Source organism: Paenibacillus sp. FSL K6-1318 (assembly GCF_037976905.1).
In the GTDB taxonomy this organism is placed as follows: Bacteria; Bacillota; Bacilli; order Paenibacillales; family Paenibacillaceae; genus Paenibacillus; species Paenibacillus amylolyticus_A.
Genome location: NZ_CP150270.1, coordinates 5,188,729 through 5,209,201, shown reverse-complemented (window position 1 = coordinate 5,209,201; position 20,473 = coordinate 5,188,729). Strand labels below are relative to the sequence as shown.

Annotated in this window: 17 protein-coding genes; 14 read left to right on the top strand and 3 right to left on the bottom strand. The window is 47.4% G+C overall.

What is annotated here, in order from left to right; translation table 11 throughout:
- The first annotated feature begins 134 nt into the window (after positions 1 to 134).
- The 10 genes from NYE45_RS23115 to NYE45_RS23070 all read left to right on the top strand — a co-directional run bounded on the left by NYE45_RS23115 (position 135) and on the right by NYE45_RS23070 (position 14,005).
- Positions 135 to 1,403: an SEC-C metal-binding domain-containing protein gene (locus NYE45_RS23115; RefSeq protein WP_340014177.1), complete on the top strand. Its 1,269-nt coding sequence runs from the start codon at positions 135 to 137 to the stop codon at positions 1,401 to 1,403.
- Between the two features lie 817 nt (positions 1,404 to 2,220).
- The gene (gene hisS, locus NYE45_RS23110) at positions 2,221 to 3,474 is read left to right on the top strand and encodes a histidine--tRNA ligase (RefSeq protein WP_315938409.1); all 1,254 of its coding nucleotides are present in this window, start codon (positions 2,221 to 2,223) and stop codon (positions 3,472 to 3,474) included.
- Between the two features lie 202 nt (positions 3,475 to 3,676).
- Complete coding sequence (gene aspS / locus NYE45_RS23105; RefSeq protein WP_340014176.1) at positions 3,677 to 5,455, top strand: aspartate--tRNA ligase; 1,779 nt, start codon at positions 3,677 to 3,679, stop codon at positions 5,453 to 5,455.
- Between the two features lie 18 nt (positions 5,456 to 5,473).
- Positions 5,474 to 6,232 (top strand): tRNA threonylcarbamoyladenosine dehydratase, encoded by a 759-nt coding sequence (locus NYE45_RS23100; RefSeq protein WP_340014175.1) that lies wholly within the window; start codon positions 5,474 to 5,476, stop codon positions 6,230 to 6,232.
- Between the two features lie 433 nt (positions 6,233 to 6,665).
- Positions 6,666 to 7,964, top strand: a complete 1,299-nt coding sequence (locus tag NYE45_RS23095; RefSeq protein WP_076333633.1) for an NCS2 family permease — start codon at positions 6,666 to 6,668, stop codon at positions 7,962 to 7,964.
- A 73-nt stretch (positions 7,965 to 8,037) separates the two neighbouring features.
- Positions 8,038 to 9,837, top strand: coding sequence for an ABC transporter ATP-binding protein (locus NYE45_RS23090; RefSeq protein WP_340014174.1), 1,800 nt, complete (start codon positions 8,038 to 8,040; stop codon positions 9,835 to 9,837).
- A 147-nt stretch (positions 9,838 to 9,984) separates the two neighbouring features.
- Complete coding sequence (locus NYE45_RS23085; protein ID WP_340014173.1) at positions 9,985 to 10,650, top strand: TetR/AcrR family transcriptional regulator; 666 nt, start codon at positions 9,985 to 9,987, stop codon at positions 10,648 to 10,650.
- Positions 10,616 to 11,479: a DUF4097 family beta strand repeat-containing protein gene (locus tag NYE45_RS23080; protein ID WP_340014172.1), complete on the top strand. Its 864-nt coding sequence runs from the start codon at positions 10,616 to 10,618 to the stop codon at positions 11,477 to 11,479. The genes NYE45_RS23085 and NYE45_RS23080 overlap by 35 nt, the downstream gene beginning before the upstream one ends.
- Before the next feature lie 39 nt (positions 11,480 to 11,518).
- Entirely contained in the window at positions 11,519 to 11,689 is a 171-nt protein-coding gene (locus NYE45_RS23075) for a hypothetical protein (RefSeq protein WP_186333724.1), read from the top strand.
- Positions 11,690 to 11,824: 135 nt separating this feature from the next.
- Complete coding sequence (locus tag NYE45_RS23070; RefSeq protein WP_340014171.1) at positions 11,825 to 14,005, top strand: UvrD-helicase domain-containing protein; 2,181 nt, start codon at positions 11,825 to 11,827, stop codon at positions 14,003 to 14,005.
- 123 nt (positions 14,006 to 14,128) lie between these two features.
- Here the strand turns inward: NYE45_RS23070 and NYE45_RS23065 are convergent, their stop codons facing one another.
- Both NYE45_RS23065 and NYE45_RS23060 read right to left on the bottom strand, forming a co-directional pair.
- The gene (locus NYE45_RS23065) at positions 14,129 to 15,031 is read right to left on the bottom strand and encodes an EamA family transporter (RefSeq protein WP_340014170.1); all 903 of its coding nucleotides are present in this window, start codon (positions 15,029 to 15,031) and stop codon (positions 14,129 to 14,131) included.
- Entirely contained in the window at positions 15,028 to 15,771 is a 744-nt protein-coding gene (locus NYE45_RS23060; protein ID WP_340014169.1) for an SDR family NAD(P)-dependent oxidoreductase, read from the bottom strand. Before NYE45_RS23060 ends, NYE45_RS23065 begins: the two co-directional genes overlap by 4 nt.
- A gap of 136 nt (positions 15,772 to 15,907) precedes the next feature.
- On the opposite strand from NYE45_RS23060, the gene NYE45_RS23055 reads away from it, so the two are divergent.
- From NYE45_RS23055 to crcB (NYE45_RS23040), 4 genes are read left to right on the top strand one after another with little or no spacing between them, the layout of a single operon-like run.
- Positions 15,908 to 16,795 (top strand): LysR family transcriptional regulator, encoded by an 888-nt coding sequence (locus NYE45_RS23055; RefSeq protein ID WP_340014168.1) that lies wholly within the window; start codon positions 15,908 to 15,910, stop codon positions 16,793 to 16,795.
- A gap of 41 nt (positions 16,796 to 16,836) precedes the next feature.
- Positions 16,837 to 18,144 (top strand): replication-associated recombination protein A, encoded by a 1,308-nt coding sequence (locus NYE45_RS23050; RefSeq protein ID WP_340014167.1) that lies wholly within the window; start codon positions 16,837 to 16,839, stop codon positions 18,142 to 18,144.
- A gap of 33 nt (positions 18,145 to 18,177) precedes the next feature.
- A complete protein-coding gene (crcB, locus tag NYE45_RS23045) occupies positions 18,178 to 18,579 on the top strand; it encodes a fluoride efflux transporter CrcB (RefSeq protein WP_340014166.1) in 402 nt (133 codons plus the stop codon).
- On the top strand, positions 18,576 to 18,935 hold the full coding sequence (gene crcB / locus NYE45_RS23040; RefSeq protein WP_340014164.1) for a fluoride efflux transporter CrcB: 360 nt from the start codon (positions 18,576 to 18,578) through the stop codon (positions 18,933 to 18,935). The genes crcB (NYE45_RS23045) and crcB (NYE45_RS23040) overlap by 4 nt, the downstream gene beginning before the upstream one ends.
- A 131-nt stretch (positions 18,936 to 19,066) precedes the next feature.
- On the opposite strand, the gene mnmA is transcribed toward crcB (NYE45_RS23040), so the two are convergent.
- A complete protein-coding gene (gene mnmA, locus NYE45_RS23035; RefSeq protein WP_036616942.1) occupies positions 19,067 to 20,191 on the bottom strand; it encodes a tRNA 2-thiouridine(34) synthase MnmA in 1,125 nt (374 codons plus the stop codon).
- Between the last annotated feature and the right edge of the window lie 282 nt (positions 20,192 to 20,473).

The following is a 20,473-nucleotide window of genomic DNA, read 5'->3' as shown; positions in this document are numbered from 1 at the left end:
GGCAGCCGTTTCTGCTTGATCGATGGAAATTGAAAGTTATATAGAATGCCTCGTTTGAGGAATGACACCTACAATGTTAAAGCAACAGAGTTCTCATGCGAATGGCTAGAGACAGATTTAAGGGGGAATTAGTTTTGAGTAAGGTTGGAAGAAATGATTTATGCCCATGCGGAAGTGGGAAAAAATATAAGAAATGTTGTCTGAACAAGGAGTCCTCTGCGGTAGAATCCATACTGGGGATGATATCAACGGAGCAACCAGTACGGGAAGCCTCCATCCAGCCTGAGAGCAAGCTGACCTTGACCAAGCTGAAAAAGATGGTGGCAAGCGAATTGAAATGGGAGCATCCGGCTCACGAACAGCTGGCCCTGCAGACTATTGAGAACATGAGGAACCAATACGAGCCAGAGGTAATTTTGGAAGCTCTGGTGCTATGGAACGGCTACTCCCGTCAAACCCGTCCTACTGTGAAGAAGACAGGCTCGTTCTCTGCAGCAATTGAGTATTTGCTGTCCGAGGAATACGGCTTCAATGTCTCAAAGGCTGAGCTGGCTGATAAATATGAGGTAACGACAGGCACGATCTCCCGGAAGGTTAAGGAGATGAATAGTTACATCGAAGAATACGGCATGGGCGGTGAAACGGACGAGCTATTGATGCTGAACGGTCCAGGCACATCGAAAGACAAAGCACAGGCTCTGCTGTCTAAGGCGATGGAAGCGAGCTCTTCCAAACGGAGAGTACATCTGGCGGAAACAGCGCTGGAGATGTATCCTGACAGCTCTGATGCGTATCTCATTTTGGCTGAGGAATCGGACAATGAGAATGATGCACGATCTTACCTCAAGGAAGGAATCGCTGCTGGCAAACGTGAACTGGGCGAACTGTTTTTTGAGAATAATAAAGGGAACTTCTGGGGGCTTCATGAGACTCGTCCCTATATCCGGATATGCAAAAGCTACGCCGAATCCTGCTGGTTTGGGGGAGATGCCAAAGAAGCGGCACAAATCCTGGAGCATATTCTGGAGCTTAATACGGAAGACAATACCGGAGCACGTTACCTGCTAGCTGCTGTGTATTTGTACAGCAACCAATTGGATCAGGCAGAACAATTGCTGGAGAAGTATGGAAAAGGTGACGCCGCAGCCGCTTTTGCTTATGACCAGATCATTCTGGAGTATAAGAAGAACGGAATCACCTCCCAGCTCAAAATGCTGTACCGTGTGGCCCGGGGTGTGAACAAACATGTGCCTGATTACCTGTTGGGTTTGAAGCGATTGCCGCATAACCTCCCTGATTTTGTAGGAATGGGCGATTCCGACGAAGCGATTGCATATGTTATTATGCACTCCCGTCTATGGGCGAGCGTGCCGGATCTGCTGAAGTGGATGCTAAAACAATAGCGTTATGAAGCAATAGAAGTTGGAAGTCATTTGAGGAATCCAGCTTCTATTAGCCCTGATTTCAGTGAACTTTCCATACCGTACGGGGTGTGAGTGAAATTTTTAAATGCTATCTTTTCGTGTTAACCCTTGACTTTAGCACTGCGGTTCATTACAATCAGAAAATAATACGTTGACTATAGTCAATACAAGTCGATTTTTGAACTATATTACTGATTTGATGACGGGACCAAGTACTCCGTGCCCACATGACCAGAGAGGAATCCCCAGGCTGTAAGGATTCTCTTGATGAACGGACGAATGACTTCCCCGAGAACAGACGGCGAACACAGCAGACATGATCTGTTGACCAGTAGCTGGCCTGCGCAGGACGTGCGTTACACGTAGAGCGGAATATCTGCTTGATCAGTTGTGCCCTGGGCAATGCTGAATCACAGAGATCACCTGAACGGCTAAAGTGTCAGGTTTCCGGAATGTGGGTGGTACCACGGGTGAATGTATATTACACAATCTCTCGTCCCTTTGTTTGCTGTATACACAGCGACAGGGCGAGGGATTTTTTTGTTATATAAGTTGATTTAAAAGAAATACACGAAAACGGAGAGGGCAGAAAAAACCTGTAAAAGCGAAGCATTCGCCTAAAAGCTTTCTGAAAGAAAGCTACTTCGGAAGCATATGCTATCACCGGATTTCCAAATTATAAAATTAATTCGAAAAATCTGGGGTAACAGCGATTGTAAGGTTGTTCTGCCCGCGCAGTGATCACGTGTAGAATTTTTTAATTTTAGAGAAAAAAATCAATGCTGGAGGGATCATGATGGCTTTTCAAAAACCGACTGGAACGCAGGACTTACTGCCTGGAGTTGTCGAGAAATGGCAGTACGTAGAAGAAAAAGCACGAGATCTGTGTCGACGGTTTAATTACCGCGAGATTCGCACACCGATCTTCGAACAGACTTCTTTATTTGTACGCGGTGTAGGAGAGACTACCGATATCGTTGAGAAAGAAATGTATACCTTTGATGACAAAGGCAATCGCAGCATGACTCTTCGTCCGGAGGGAACAGCGGGTGTTGTCCGTGCGTATGTAGAGAACAAAATCTACGGCGAACCGGATGTGAGCAAGCTCTATTACATCGGTCCGATGTTCCGTTACGAGCGTCCGCAGGCAGGTCGTCAGCGTCAGTTCCACCAGTTTGGTGTAGAAGCCATCGGTGCGCTGGACCCGGCAATTGATGCGGAAGTCATCGCACTAGGTTACCAGTTGTGTGTCGAGCTCGGCTTGAAGGATGTCAAAGTGGAGATCAACTCCGTTGGTAACTCGACCAGCCGTGCAGAATACCGCGAGACGTTACTTGGGTTCCTTCGACCGATGAAAGACAGCCTGTGCAAGGACTGCCAGTCCCGCATGGAGCGCAATCCGCTGCGTGTACTCGATTGTAAAGTCGATCAGGACAAATTCGTTGGGGCACCGTCCATACTGGATAGCCTGGATGAAGAGTCTTTGAATCACTTCGCCAAGCTTCAGGCATACCTGGATGATTTCGGTGTGGATTATGCTGTGAACAATCGTCTGGTGCGGGGCTTGGATTATTACACGCTAACTGCTTTTGAATTAAAAGCCCAAGGGATTGGAGCGATTGATACGGTTGGCGGCGGTGGTCGATACAATGGTCTCGTTGGAGATATCGGCGGACCTGATCAGCCGGGTATCGGCTTCGGTATTGGTCTGGAGCGCATCCAACTGATCTTGGAGCACCAAAAAATTGAGGTTACTACACTGGCTCCACTGGATGTATACTTTGTTGCTCTGGGAGAGGCAGCTGATCGTGAAGTGAACCGTCTGTTGTTCAAACTTCGTCAGTCTGGACTGTCTGGGGAACGTGATTATCTGGGCCGCAAGATGAAAGCACAGATGAAATCAGCTGACCGTTTCAAATCCCGCTACACTGCCATCCTTGGTGATGACGAGCTGGAGCGTGGTGAGATCGCCCTCAAATCGATGGATACGGGTGAGCAACAAACCGTGAAGCTTGATGATCTGGTAGCGGCAATTCGCGAAGGTAAATAAGCACGAGTTTGAAACTGTAAAAACGGAACAATTGATCCGGCAAAATTACGGAGGTTCACCAACGTTTCCGACTAATCGGAAGTTGATGAGCCAGAGGTAACATGCCTTTTCGAATACATTGGTCTACACGTAACCGGACTGTTGAAGAGCAGGCACTAACTGCCCATACAGAACGGAAATTCACATAATGAGGAGTTTGGTTATGAAAAGAAGTCATCATTGCGGCGCATTAACACCCGCACACATCGGTGAAACAGTAACATTGAACGGTTGGGTTCAGACCCGCCGTGACTTGGGAGGCGTACTCTTCATCGACCTGCGTGATCGCAGCGGGATTGTACAAGTTGTCTTTAACCCGGCTTATTCCGGTGAAGCTCTGCAAATCGCAGATCGCGTGCGTAGCGAGTATGTTATCGCTGTAACGGGTAAAGTCGTTAAACGTGATGCAGAAACAGTTAACAAAAACCTGCCTACAGGCGAAATTGAAGTTCAGATTACAGAAATCGAAGTGCTGAACGCAGCTAAAACACCTCCATTCTTCATTGAAGATGGTGTCGAAGTTGATGAATCCCTTCGTTTGAAATATCGTTATCTGGACCTGCGTCGTCCGGAAATGTTCGAAACACTGAAACTGCGTTCCAAAGCATCCAAAGTGTTCCGTGACTACCTGGACGGAGAAGAGTTCGTTGAAGTGGAAACACCAATCCTGACCAAGAGCTCCCCGGAAGGTGCGCGTGATTATCTCGTACCGAGCCGTGTGCATGAAGGTGAATTCTTCGCCTTGCCACAATCTCCACAAATCTACAAACAATTGCTGATGGTGGGTGGCGTTGAGCGTTATTATCAGATCGCTCGCTGTTTCCGGGATGAGGATCTGCGTGCAGACCGTCAACCAGAATTCACTCAAGTCGACATCGAGACTTCCTTCCTGCAACAGGATGACCTGCTGCCAATGATGGAAGAACTGATGGCCAAATTGCTGCGTGAAACGAAAGGTATTGAGCTGGAACTGCCTTTCCAACGGATTACGTATGCAGATGCAATGGGTAAATACGGTTCAGACAAACCAGATCTGCGCTTCGGTATGGAACTGGTTGAAATGAACGATATCGTAGCGAACAGTGGTGTGAAAGTATTTGCTTCTGTCATCAAAAAAGGTGGAGAAGTGAAAGTGCTGAACGCTAAAGGCTGTGGCACATGGAGCCGTAAAGAGATCGATGATCTTGGACCATTTGCTGCACGTTACGGTGCGAAAGGTCTGGCTTGGATTCAAGTGAAAGACGGCGAGTTCAAAGGGCCAATCGTGAAGTTCTTCACGCCTGAAGAAATCGAAGCTGTCAAAGAACGTACGGGTGCTGAAGATGGCGACTTGCTGCTCTTCTCCGCAGACACGAAAAAAGTGGTTGCTGACGTGCTGGGCGCATTGCGTCTGAAAATCGGCCGTCAACTTGGTCTGATTGATGACAGCAAATTCAAATTTGCTTGGGTTGTGGACTTCCCACTCCTCGGATATGATGAAGATGCAAAACGTTATGTGGCAGAACACCATCCGTTCACACGTCCAAAAGACGAAGATGTACATCTGTTCGACACAGATCCGGGTGCAATTCGTGCTCAAGCCTATGACCTTGTTCTCAATGGTTATGAAGTAGGTGGCGGTTCGATGCGTATCTACAAACGTGATGTTCAGGAGAAAATGTTTGCTGCCCTTGGACTTTCTACAGAAGTAGCGAATGAGAAATTCGGCTATCTGTTGGAAGCATTCGAATATGGAACTCCACCACATGGTGGTATTGCCTTTGGTCTGGACCGTCTCGTCATGTTGCTGGCAGGCCGCACGAATCTGCGTGAAACGATTGCCTTCCCGAAAACGGCAAGTGCAACGGATCTGCTCATGAATGCACCTTCCGAAGTGGATGACTCGCAATTGGAACAACTTCATATCCGTGTAGCCCGTAAACCGGTAGCGGAAAAGAAATAAAGGAGGCATCGATTCTCAATGCTCCATCAATTTTCAAGAACAGAACTTGCGATCGGACCTGAAGGTCTGGACACGCTGAAGAATAGTACTGTCGCTGTGCTCGGTATTGGCGGCGTAGGTGGTATTGCTGTAGAAGCTCTTGCCCGTAGCGGCGTTGGGCGCATCATCCTGATTGATAAAGACGTCGTGGACATCACTAACATTAACCGCCAGATTCATGCGCTGACCACAACAGTGGGGCAGAAGAAAGCGGATCTGATGGTGGAACGTGTGAAGCTGATCAATCCGGAATGTGATGCGATTGCCCTGAATATGTTTTACACGGAAGAAACGTATGAGGAATTGTTCAAATATGAACTGGATTATGTGCTGGATGCATCCGACACGATTATCTATAAAATCCATCTCATTAAAGAGTGTCTGAAACGTAAAATTCCGATGATTTCCAGCATGGGTGCGGCAAATAAAATGGACCCGACGAAATTCCAGGTTGCGGATATTTCGAAAACGACCATGGACCCGATTGCTCGTGTTGTGCGTACGACACTTCGCAAAGACGGCATTAAAAAAGGCGTGAAAGTGGTCTTCTCGACTGAAAAGCCGATGAAACCACGCGAGGACGTAACACAGAAAATCGTTCCTGAGAATGCTCCGGAAATTCGCAAGGCCAAACAGCCACCTGCGAGTAACGCATTCGTGCCTCCGGTAGCTGGACTGATTATGGTCAGTGTTGCCATTAAGGATTTGTTAGAAATTGCAGAGGACAAACAGCAGTAACATGCTGCCAACAGAAAAAGCGTGGATGCCGATAAGGCATCTGCGCTTTTTTGTGTAGATCATACGTCGAAAGACGGAGCGGATGGACGTCAATCGTCTATGATAGCCGAACTGTATTCCTAGATAAATGTCAGAGTTACGTCATGTACTTCAAAGCCAAAACCGTGTATGATATTCACTGCTGCGCGAAATGATGATACATACATAATGAATTTGCGGCCATATAAGCTGAATAAGATTTACACAAGAACGAAGAGGACAGAAGAAACCTGAAGAAGCAGAGCGTTCGCCTTTATCACCAGATTCGTACATTTAAAAAATTTAAACAAAAAATCTGGGGATAACAGCGATCGGAAGGTTGTTCTGTCCGCGTAGTGGTGGAGTGTAAATACTCAGTTATTCAGCCTATATAGAGAGAGGGGAATAGGACGAAATGAAACACGGATGGATGACCAGAAGTCTTGGCATGGAGCCAGGAGACCAGTGGAAGAAGGAAGTTGTGGCGGGAGCCATTTCCTATTTTGCCGTGGTCTATATCGTTATGGTCAATGCTACAATTCTTTCCGATGCCGGAATGCCCTTGCAGGCAGCCATGGTTGGAACCCTGCTGACGTCCATTGCAGGTTGTTTACTCATGGCATTTGGCGGAAAATCACCGATTATCGTAGTACCCGGAATGGGGATTAATGCATTTTTTACGTATACACTCGTACATTCCATGAAATTAAGCTGGCAAGAAGCGCTGGCCGTTGTTACCGTTACAGGTATACTGTTTGCCATTGTTGCGTTTACGTCACTATACAAAATGATCAGCGAAGCGATTCCGAAGAATCTGCAGCATGGTATTACGGTCGGGATTGGTTTGTTTCTGACCTTTATCGGTTTGCAAAAAAGTGGAATTGTCATCGCACATCAAACTACGTTTGTCGCGATTGGGCACTTCAATGATCCGAATGTCATTACAGCCTGCGTTACGCTGGTGCTTGCCTTGATTTTATTTATACGTAACGTACAGGGTGGTCTTCTCATCAGTATTCTGGTCGGAACAGGCCTTGCCTATGTACTCGGTGCAGTGAACCCGGGTGAATCCGTATCAGCGATGGATGCGCTGCGTCAATACGGCGGCTTGTTTGGCGAATTGTCTTTGATGAAGCTGGCTGATGTCGCGTTCTGGATCGCGGTATTTTTGCTACTGTTGATTGTAGTGTTCGAAAATATCGGATTAATTACGGCTCAGACACAGATGATTGGTCGTCCAGAGCGGTTCAAAGGTAGTCTGCGTGCTCTATCCATTAGCACAGTGCTGGCAGGCGTATTCGGAAGTAGTCCTCCGGTTGCTGCAGCCGAGACTACAGCCGGGATTGCCGCAGGTGGACGCACAGGTTTGACTCCGCTCGTTACAGCCGTGTTATTCGGAGCTACGTTCTTCTTCATCCCGCTGCTCGGTTACATTCCGGACAGTGCGATTGCTCCCATTTTGATCATTATTGGTGGCCTGATGGTGCAAGGTGTGAAAGATATGGATTTTGGTGACTTCACAGAGGCCTTCCCGGCATTTCTGATCATGGTCATGATTCCATTTACATATAGCATCGTGGACGGTATGGCGTTTGGATTTATTGCCTATCCACTAGCGAAGCTGGCAGCAGGTCAAGGTAAACAGGTACCTGTGGTCATGTATGGCATTTCCATCCTCTTTTTAGCCAATTTTGTGTTGCATGGAGTTTTGTAATAAGAAAAGGCAACGTCATGTAAGTTCATACGTATGATCTCTGGTGAGCAGACGGAGAACGGGAGGAACGGGAATGGAAGAGCAGCAACAAGCAGGGCAGAATGACCCGAAGGTAGGAAAAAAGGGATTTAAGGATTTCGTCAAGCTGATCGCTTCCACGAACCCGCCAAAACTGATCCTGATTCTGGCCCTCATCTTAACCCTGATTCAAACAACAGCTGGACTGATCGTGCCATTGATGACCAAAGGTCTGATTGATGGACTAACCACTTCGGCATTGAACAAATCTGTTATTTTGTTATTGCTTGGGGCATTTGTGATTCAGGCGATTGCCTCGGGCATTAGCATCTATATGTTAAATTACGCAGGACAACGCGTGGTCGCAACGCTTCGCACCAAGCTGTGGAACAAGGTCTTGTCGCTGCGAATGCCGTATTTTGATCGCAATCGCACAGGCGATACGATGAGTCGGATTACCAATGATACAAGCCAGATCATGACATTGATCGCAGATTATCTGGTTTCCTTTGTGTCAAACATCGTTGCCGTTGTAGGCGGAGTGGCGTTACTATTTTACTTGGATTGGGTGATGTCGCTCATTATTCTGAGTCTGGTGCCACTCACGTTGTTGATTCTGTTGCCGGTGGGTAAGAAGATGTACAAGATCTCCAAGAAACAGCAGGATGAAATGGCAGGTCTTACGTCCGTACTTAGCCAGGTTATTGGCGAAATCCGCTTGGTCAAAGCCTACGGCACGGAGAAACAGGAAGTGGAAGCAGGGGATTCCCGAATTCGTAAAATGTTCGCTTTTGGCTTGCAGGAAGCACGCATCCTTGCTCTGATCGGTCCCTTGTTTACATTTGTCATGACTGCCGTGTTGGTCGTTATTCTGGGTGTGGGGGGAATGCGCGTAGCGTCTGGACTGTTGTCGCCTGGTGAACTCGTTGCGTTCATTTTGCTTTTGTTCCAGGTCATTATGCCAATGGGTCAATTCACAACGCTGTACTCTCGTTTGCAAAAAGTCGTAGGTGCAACAGAGCGCATACAAGCGATCCTTGCCGATGAGGAAGAGCCACATGACAGCACCAAGGTAGCTCCAAAAGGAAATGAGACGATTGCATTCCATGATGTACACTTTTCCTATGTTACAGGTGAAGAAGTGCTGCACGGTATCAATCTGACAGTACCTACACAAAAAGTGACGGCCATTGTCGGTCCAAGCGGTAGCGGCAAATCAACGCTGTTCTCTTTGATGGAGCAGTTCTATATGCCCGATTCAGGCCATATTTCATATGGGGGACAAGCCATAACGGATTATTCGTTGGCCTCCTGGCGCAGCAAGATCGGGTATGTATCTCAGGAAAGTCCGCTTATGGCGGGCACGATCAAAGACAACATCACGTACGGTTTGGACCGTGAGGTCACGATGGATGAGATCAGGCGAGCTGCTGAGATGGCCTATTCTGCCGATTTTATCAACAAGCTGCCACAGGGTTATGACACGGAAGTGGGCGAGAGAGGAATCAAGTTATCCGGGGGCCAACGTCAGCGGATTGCTATTGCTCGTGCCTTACTGCGCAGTCCGGATATTCTCATGTTGGATGAAGCGACATCCAGTTTGGATAGCACCTCGGAGTATGAAGTACAACAGGCTTTGTCCAACCTGATGGAAGGCAGAACTACGATCGTGATCGCGCACCGACTGTCCACAGTTGTGGATTCCGATCAAATTGTTGTACTGGAGCATGGACATGTTACCGGAACAGGAACGCATACAGAATTAATTAGCAATCATCCGGTATACCGTGAATTAGCGCAGAAGCAGTTTGTAGCACAGGAAGGAAATGCAGCTACAGTACAAAACGAAGAGTAATTCTCATTAATGCAGGGTCTCCATAATACCTATGAGGTATTTCAACGGAGATCCTTTTTCTCGTTCTGTTAATTCATAATATTTACAATAAGACCAACATACTCTGTATTATAGATACCGACCGTTGGTATGTATAAGGAGGATTTTATGGCTAGAAATAAATACCCTGAGCAGACACTGGATCTGATTCTGGCAGTCTCAACTCAAATGTTTACCGAAAAGGGATATGAAAAGACCAGTATTCAAGACATTATAGATGAATTAGGTATGTCCAAAGGTGCAATATATCATCATTTCAAATCCAAGGAGGATATCCTTAGTGCAGTGATGGAGAAGGAGCTTGGGCGGGCAGAAGACATGTTTATGGAACTCATCCAGAACACGCATGCTCCGAATGCCAGACAGAAGCTCATCAGTATTTTGGAAAATATTATCGTTGATCCTGGAATCCAGTCTAACTTGATAGATCAGGTTCTTAGCACTCAGATCAAGAATCCGCAGTTTGTACTTGGTGGAATCAGGAAGGGTGTTCTAAAAGACGCACGAATTATTGCCGGTATCATGGAACAGGGTAAGGAAGATGGATCCATTTCAGTCGAATTTCCTTTGGAGTGTGCCGAAATATTCATGTTGCTCGTCAACATTTGGATTAACCCTCTTCTTTTTGGCAGAGATCAGGAGCAGACATTGGAGAGGCTTAAGTTCTTGCAACACATGATGAAGCTCTTAGGAGCAGATATCGTTAGCGAACAGCTCATTCAGCGAATTACGAATCGGCATGCCAGCACGGGAGGCTATGCGGAGGCGGAATAAACATACACCTGATGGTTTTGAAATGGAGAGGGAAAAGATGTTGAAAAGTAGTGAGCTTGCCATATGCAAGAGCATAAACATTGATCAATCCATTCATGATATACAGCTAAATTGGTTATCAGGAGATATCAGAGTTCTTCCGAGTGTGGATGAACTTATCCACGTCATACAATATGCGGATGCGTGGTTTTCCAAGCGAAGGCTGATGCAAGTTAACATACGAGGGGATACCTTAAGCATTGTGGACGGGAGAAAAAGAAGAGGCCTTGTTGGAATAAATATTGGTAGAACAACATTGGAAATTCATCTACCAGCTCGGGTTTTTGATCGTATTTTACTAAACTCCATAGGAGGACAACTCCGGTTGAATCAGCTTCTGGCCACTCGTTGTCAATGCAGGATCACCTCAGGTCATGTAGATCTATCAGGAAGGATGGAGGAGCTTGAACTGTTCGCAGTGGCATCCGTAGTGAAAGGACAACACCTTAGTGCAGAGAAGCTTAATCTTCAATCCAGTTCAGCCAAGCTCGACATTTCGGGGGAGTTTAGTCACTTGCAAATGACCACAACAGGCAGAGAATTAAATATGGACTGTCTCAAGATGCCACAGAGTATGCACTCCGTATCCACAGGGACAAAGGCAGTAGTCTCCATTCCAGATAACGAAGGTTTCCGAATTTTACTTAAAAGAAGATCAGGAGCGTTAAAAAGTGAATTTGATTTGACTCCCCTTCATGGGAACAGCAACGATCTAATACACAAAAGTGGAAACAGTGAATTCCAAGTGGATATTCGAGGAGGAGCTTTTCATCTGAAATCCAGGAAATGAGACACTGATCGTGTACTGAAAACAAAGGGGGCAGGTATAATGGCTGGTTGGATCGTAGGAATAAGCTTTTCCACCATCGTACTGCTAATCGGGATTTACGGCGCATGGAATAGCAGGCGCAGGCAGACCAGAAACAAGTGGGCATGGTGGTTTATTTTGTTCGGTTGTTGTGCGCTTGTCAGTGCCATCATTAATTATCAATTCAGATAATCTTCATACTTACAAAAGTAAGCCTACAAAACGGATGTGGCTTTCAATTGCCCTATGTGATATAGTAAGTATCCTTTTGTATTGCCAGATATAGGCGATGCAGAGCAAAACATATTCTTAGGAGGTAACTGAAACATGTCAGACAGCTTTCAAAGTGCCTATCAAGAAGAAGAGTACAGGTTAGAGCGAACGATGGAGGAAGTGGACAGTCAGTTGGAAAGACTGCAAAATATTCCGGTGTATACCGGCCACGACTTCACAGAACAAGTGCTGGAAGCTGGACGCGAAGAGCGCCGCACCGCCTTGTCCAAGAGCGCGCAGCAACCCTATTTCGGACGCTTGGATTTCGAAGAACAGGGCAGTGGTGCACGGAAACCGCTGTATATTGGCAAAATCGGCGTAGACCGCGAAGAGGTGGGAGAGCATCCGCTCGTCATCGATTGGCGTGCTCCTGTCGCAAGCCTGTTTTACTCATTTACGGGAGGCGAAGCCTCCGCTACGTATGAAGCCCCGGAAGGGCTTATTGAAGGTCTGGTATACCTGAAACGAAACGTTGTCATTCGGCAGCGGATATTGGAACGTGTGGCGGATACATATAACCGTGACAGCGACCAGCCAGCGGTATCAGATGAATTCCTCGTTTATCGTCTGGGAGAGAACAAGGATAACAAACTCCGTGACATCGTATCTACGATTCAGGCGGAGCAGGATCTGATCATTCGTGCGGCAAGAAACACCGCATTGATCATTCAGGGTGTAGCCGGATCCGGGAAAACAACGGTTGCCCTGCATCGGCTGGCCTTTTTGCTGTATCAGTACAAGGAGCAGGTATCTGCGGAGAAAATGGTTATTTTTGCACCCAACCACATGTTCCTGGATTACATCTCGGATGTGCTACCGGAACTCGGAGTAGGGGACATTCAGCAGCGGACATTCCCGGATTGGGCGATGAACCTGCTGGGGCTGGAGATGCCTTTGGCGGATACGTCGGATACATTGAACACCTGGTTTGAAACACCTGATGCACGGCCTGAATTGAATGATGATGTGCCTGGACGTTACAAAGGATCGATCCGTTTCATGGAGCTTATCCGAGAGTGGCTGTCGGGCATGGAAGAGGATTCTGTGCCGGATATGGACTTCAGTCCATGGGATGGTAAGGTGCTCAGCAAGACGGAGATCGAGAACTGGTTCGGTGAGGAATACAAGCATTATCCGCTGGCCAAACGCAAAGAACGGGTCATGGCGAGAGTTCATCGCTGGATCGAGATGGAACTTAAGAAACCGATGCCAGAAGCTGTGCGCAAAGAACGCAAGAAGAAAGCAGCAACTCGTGAGAAGGCCTATGCCAAAAAATGGCCTCAATATGAGCCGCTTACGCTATACAAACAGCTGTTCAAAGCTGCAAAGGGTGGCTCTGTGCCAGCCTCGCTCAGCGGGCTTATTCCAAAACTGGTCATGAAACAAACCGCAGCAGATCTGAAGCAGGATATCGTCCGTGAAGAGGATCTGCCTGCATTGGTATACATTCATACACTGGTCCATGATATTGAGGGTTCGGAGCGATTCGACCATATTGTGATCGATGAAGCGCAGGACTTTTCACCTTTCCATGTGGCGTTATTGGATCGTTTCGTCAAAGGGCATTCCTTCACTATACTGGGTGACTTGTCCCAAGGGATTCATGAGTACCGTGGTGTTCATGCGTGGGAAGAGATGAGTTCTCTATTTCCTGAGGAACAGAATGCATACTTTGCATTGACCCGAAGTTATCGTTCGACGATGGAAATTATTGATTATGCGAACACGATTCTGGAACGTGGCGTCAAGAGCGGAATTACGGCGATTCCTGTTTTTCGTAGTGGTGATCCGGTTCGGACGTTGGCTTATGGAGGCGAAGGTCGGACGGCAAGTCTGGAGCAGGCTTTGAAGGTGTTAACCGTTAAAGACTACCGAACTGTCTCTATCCTGACCCGTACCCTGCATGAAGCAGAGGAACTTCACCGTGACCTTCAGGCCGCAGGCTGGGATCTGAACCTGATCGATGGTGGCAAAAAGCAGTACACGGGTGGACACTCTGTTTTACCTGTCTATCTGTCCAAAGGGTTGGAGTTTGATGCTGTTATTGTGGCAGACGTAGACCAGAAGCATTATTTGCCGAATGCAGGTGATGCGAAGCTGTTGTACGTTGGTTGTACAAGGGCCTTGCACGAATTGTGGTTGTTCCACGAGGGTGATTTGCCAGAATATGCGGCTGCAACACATAATCCCGACGGCGAGCCTGTAACCATTCAAGGTTGGCCTGAGCTTGGGTAAATAAAGTTTGCTTATACAACAAAAGGCATGGCGTTCATGGGAAAGTCCCATAAGCGCATGCCTTTTGTTATTTTTGTGCGAGAATTGCTTAATTCTCCGTGAAAGAACGGCCGGGAGTTCAAGTTATGTTACGCTACTGCCCATTCTGGACGAACGACGGTTCACCAGGAATATGCCGACACCAATGAATAAACCGCCTGCCAATGCAAACCACTGGACGTGCTCTCCCAGCAAAATCCAACTCGACAATACACCAAAGAACGGTGCCAGGAACAGATAGGAGCTGGTTTGGGCCGGATCACTATGTTGCAGCAAATAAAACCAGAGTGAGAACTGGATGATGGAGCAAACAAGCGTTAACCAGAGCAACACTATAACCGAGGTCGTATTCACCATAAAGTGAGGCTGTTCAGTCCATAGGCTCAGTAGAAGAAGCACAGCACCTCCAGCGAGCATCTGATAGGCTGTTAAGACAAAAGTATCGTAGCCATCGCCCCAGCGTTTGATGAGCAATGTAGACACGGCAAAGGAGATCGCACCGCCAAATCCAGTCCAGGTTCCAGGACTAAAGCTCATCTGCCATCCAAAAGTTAACATAATCCCTACGAAGCCGAGCATAACACCGATCCACTGGCTGAAACGGTAGGTCACTCTATATAAAAGAGCACTGAGGATAATGACCAGCAACGGATTGGTAAATGTAATAATGGCCGATTCGCCAGATGTAATCCAGTTCATGCTGTAGTAGGCACAGCCCATCACTCCTGCAGATTGGAACAGGCCAATGAGGATTATTTTTAACCATGACTGCCATCCAGTAGGCAAAGGACGTTTACGAAGGAACAAGGCCATCAAGCCACCTGCCAGTATATAACGTATGCCCATGAGCAGGAAAGGTGGGGCATATAACATGCCGATCTTGCCAACTGGAAAAGAAGTACCCATGATTAGCGTTGTCAAAATGATCAATAGTGTATATTTCAATGGTTTGATGAACCGGGTATCTTTATCATGACTGGAGCTCATAACGTCTGTCCGCTATCTACAGTAATTAGCTGCCCGGTCATGGATTGCTGTTCCAGCGCAGCACAGATCATGTGTGCGATATCTTCAGGTGAGGCAATATGCGGTAATAACACTTCTCCACCAAGACGATGCATTCGCTCCTCGTTTCCAGCCCACCACCTTGTAGCAACTGCGCCAGGGACAATAGCATTCACCCGAATGTGTGGTGAGAGTGCGTGCGCAAGTGATAAGGTCAGGCCGTGAACTGCCGCTTTGGAGACGGAGTAAGGGAGGGAGGAGCCTGAACCCGTACTACCTGCGATACTGCCCAGATTTACGATAGAACCACCACCTGCCTGCTGCATGTCTTCCGTCACTGCACGAGCGCAATGAAACATGCCTTTCACATTCACATCAAGCAGCTCATTCCAGACGTCATCTGTAACAGACTCCAGATCGTGCATGGAGATATGACGCGTGATTCCGGCGTTATTTACAAGTGCAGTGATCGGGCCGTAGGTTTGAGTTATTGTAGTGACCATCCGCCGGACATCAAGATCATTGGCTACATTGGCTTGAACGGCGAATGCATGGCCTCCTGAATCCAAAATGTGTTCGACTGTATCGTTTGCTGCATCTCGTGAGCGGGAGTAGTTGATGGCAACCGACGCTCCACGCTCGGCTAGCATCAGACTTACAGCACGGCCTATGCCTGTTGCACCACCTGTGATCAGAGCAACTCTATTTTTCCAGTATGTCATGTTGAACACTCCTTATCATCATCCAGTCAGCTGACTGGTTTGGGATCTACATGAATTGTAGTCCGGTTTACACATGAAGTATAATGATTGGTAATGAAGCGGATATCATTTTGAATGATGTCAGAGTGGAGGGACCATGGAGAGCGGGGATCTTAGAATATTTCAGTGTGTTGCACAGGAAGGCAATCTGACCAAAGCTGCGTCTAAACTGGGGTATGTCCAGTCCAACGTAACGGCACGCATCCGGCATCTGGAAGCAGAAGTGGGTACAACGCTGTTCATTCGCCATAACCGAGGCATGACGTTATCTCCAGCCGGAGAGATGCTGCTGACCTATGCGGATAAAATTATTGGTTTGCTGAATGATGCTTCCAAGGCGCTTCGGGCGACGAGTACACCATCGGGGCCGTTGCGAATAGGGTCTACACAGACTGCTGCAGCGGTTCGTTTACCTGAGCTTTTTGCAAAATACTATAAACAGTATCCCGAGGTGTCCTTGTCACTGGCTACTGGCAATTCACAAATGCTTATTGATCAAGTCATTGGGTATGAATTAGAAGGAGCGTTTATTGGCTGTGCCTGTGATCATCCCGATATCGATTCTATCGATGTATTTGATGAAGAACTCTATGTGGTATCATCTGGTATGGGACCGGAAGAAGAGCTTACGCGTAAGCCGATCCTTGTCTACAGTATGGGATGCTCCTACCGGCAAACGTTAGAGGAGTGGTTGCTCTCAAGTGGGGTAAATCGTCCGGTAATTATGGAGTTTGGAACTCTGGAAGCGATTATTAGTGGAGTCACGTCGGGAATGGGGATTTCTCTGTTACCGGAGATTGTGATTCGGCAGCAAATTGAAAGTGGCAACCTTTGCAAACATTCGCTCCCCTCCGGCATAAGCCGCATGATGACTCGTTTTATTACACGCAAGGATGCGTTTATCAGTAGTGCGCTTGGTGCATTTATGGCTATGTTACCGCGGGAGTATGATATGATAGAGAGTGGAAAACCATCAGAGGTGTAATGTACACAAGCCAAGGCAATTCGTTAAGGAAGTGATGAGCAATGGATTTATTTTCATTTCAACAGGACTCAAAACCACAAGCTAGATTACTCGCGGACCGGATGCGGCCGGAGCATCTGGATGAATATATTGGACAGGAACATATTATTGGACCGGGAAAATTGCTTCGGCGCGCCATTGAGGCTGATCAGATTTCGTCGATCTTGTTATACGGCCCTCCGGGATGCGGCAAGACAACCCTGGCACATATTATTTCTCAGCAAACACAAGGACAGTTCGTTCGCCTGAATGCAGTGGAAGCTTCCGTCAAGGATGTGCGTGAGGTCATCGAACAGGCGCAAACGAACAAACAGCTGTATGGAACCAAAACCATTCTGTTCCTCGATGAGGTACACCGGTTTAACAGTTCACGGCAGGACGCGCTATTGCCAGCGGTAGAGAAGGGTACGATTATTTTTATCGGTGCCACAACAGAGAATCCCTTTCATTACGTCAATGGGGCCTTGATGAGTCGATCCACTCTGTTCCAGCTAGAATCGCTAAATAAGGAGCATTCCCTTATTGCAATGCGCAGAGCATTGAGCGATGCGGACAAAGGTCTGGGATTCATGGAACTACAGGCGGACGATGAGGCGCTAGAGCATATTGCTACGATGGCTAACGGGGATATTCGACGTGCGCTTAACGCACTTGAACTGGCTGCGTTGACGACCCCACCGGAGAAGGATGGATCCATTCATATTACGCTTGGTGTAGCTGAAGAGTCTATTCGACGCCCCATTGTGAAGGCAGACGAATCCACACAGTATGATGTGTTATCTGCATTTCACAAGAGTATTCGGGGTTCCAGTGATGCGGCGCTGTTCTGGTTTTTATACGCGGTGGAGAAGCTCGGCATGGACCCAATGACCTTTATTCGGCGCCTGATTGCAGCGAGCAGTGAAGACATTGGACTTGCGAATCCGCAAGCCATGACCCAGGCCATTGGAGCACTTGATGCGTACCGGAATAACGGTTGGCCCGAAGCCAAGCTGAACATTGCACAAGCGATTCTGTTTGCAGTAGAAAGTCCGAAATCCAATGCGGTGTATACCGCCATTTCCAAAGCCATGAACGCCATTGATGAGGTGAAAGCGGCAGAAGTTCCGCTTCATTTGCGAGATACGCATTATTCCGGTGCCGTGATGCTTGGACATGAAGGATATCAATATCCGCACAATTACCCTGGGCATTATGTGAAGCAAGAATATTTGCCAAAGCAGCTCTCACGGAGAGTATTTTATGAGGCCACGGAGCAAGGTAACGAATCGAAGATCAGGTTGAACCAACAGCGGCGTAGGGATTTGTAAGATCAGTCAGATCACTCGGGAGATGCACATAACATGAAAGAGCTTTTGTATATAGGAGTAGGTGGATTTCTCGGTACATTGACCCGATATGCCATACAGTTAGGGATACCAGCTGCTCATGTGGGTTTTCCTTGGGCAGTGCTGCTAATCAATGCGCTTGGCAGCCTTTTTTTGGGTTGGTTCTTTACCATAGCTGTTCCAGGCAAAATAACACCACAACTCCGACTTGCGATTGGTACAGGTTTTACTGGCGCATTTACGACATTCTCCACGTTTACACTGGATATTGTTCGTTTATCCGAGGGTGGAGAATGGGTTAATGCTGCGATTTATATGATCGTAAGTCTATTGGCAGGGTTGTTGCTCTGTGCGCTGGGAATGAGTCTTGGACAACGTATGTTGGGAGCACGAGGACAAGAGGGTGATGCCTCATGATCTTGTGGATTGGGTTTGCAGGTGTGCTGGGTGCAGTATTACGTTTCAGTCTGGGCAAATGGGTCTCTGGTTTGCTGGGAACGGCTTTTCCATGGGGAACATGGATCATCAATATCAGTGGTTCACTGCTGCTTGGGTTGTTATATGGGTGGCACCAATCACAGATGATATCAGATGGAACCTGGCTGATGTGGGGAACCGGCTTTTGCGGTGCGTACACCACATTTTCTACCTTTGGCTATGAAACGTTAGGACTTATGGGTCGACAACGATACGCCAGAGCGGCGCTCTACGTCGTTAGTTCGGTTGTATTTGGGGTGTTGGCCGCCTGGGCAGGAGTCTGGTTGACTGCATAACGAACTATTTTTAATTTTTTCGCAAAGAAAAGCAGGAAAAAAGCCATCCTTCATGGTATACATGAAAGACGGCTTTTTTAATAGGGATACACGGTATTGTGTATAATCCGCATTTTAATGGACAAGCTCTATTATTGCATCGCGGGTACAGGTACTTTTTGCACCTGATCGATCGTACCCCCACCCAGGCAGACCTCTCCGTCGTAGAAAACAACGGCTTGTCCTGGCGTAATGGCTTTTTGCTGCTGGTCAAATTGCACATCCACACTTCCATCTTCCTGCCAAGTCAATGTAACACCTTGATCCGGCTGACGATAGCGGAACTTGGCAGTACAACGGTATGGCACATTAGGCATGTGCTCTGCACCAGCAATCCAGTTCACACCTGTTGCGGTTAGACCCGTGGAGTATAGGCTTGCATGGGCATCGCCCTGAACAACAAGCAGTTGATTCTTCTCCAGATTCTTGTCTGCAACGAACCAGGGTTCACCATTGCCGGAACCGCCAATGCCAAGACCTTGGCGCTGTCCAAGTGTGTAGTACATCAGACCGTCATGACGGCCTTTGACTTCACCAGTCGCGATATCAACCATATCTCCGCCTTTGGCAGGCAGATAGTTACTCAGGAACTCTTTGAAATTGCGCTCGCCGATGAAGCATACACCCGTACTGTCTTTTTTCTTGGCGGTATACAAGCCAGCTGCTTCTGCGATTTTGCGTACTTCCGGTTTGGGCAGGTGACCAATCGGGAACATGGCTTTGGACAGTTGGTTCTGATTGAGTGCATTAAGGAAATACGTCTGATCCTTATTGTTATCCACACCACGTAGCAACTTTAACGTGCCATCTTCTTCAATCAGACGAGCATAGTGTCCTGTAGCTACATAATCTGCGCCGAGATCCAGAGCTTTGTTCAGGAATTCACCAAATTTGATCTCACGATTACACATGACATCCGGATTTGGCGTGCGACCCGACTTATATTCATCAAGGAAATAGGTAAATACTTTATCAAAATATTCTTTCTCGAAGTTGACAGTGTAGTAGGGAATACCGATCTGTTCACATACGCGGCGTACGTCCTCTGAATCTTCTTCAGCGGTACAGTGGCCGAACTCGTCGGTGTCATCCCAGTTTTTCATGAAAATGCCGATGACATCGTAACCTTGCTCTTTGAGAAGCAGTGCGGTAACGGAAGAATCGACACCTCCGGACATGCCAACGACGACCCGTGTATTTTCAATTGTTTTGGACATCGTTATCACCATTTCTATATATAAATGTGTTTCGTTTCTTATTCTAGCATAACCGGACTCAAGATACGATACACCCGGCCAATTTTGGATAGTGTCCACCACAGACGCACATTTTGGAATATCGTCAATCTTTCTTTTCCATAAAGCATGCAGATATGTTAACATTAGCTGAGGGTTATGATCGGAATACGGAGGATTAGAAGGTTTATGCTAATCTCAATGCATCTCCGCTGTGGACAGATCGTGAAACAGGCGGTCATGGACCACAGGATATAATATAAA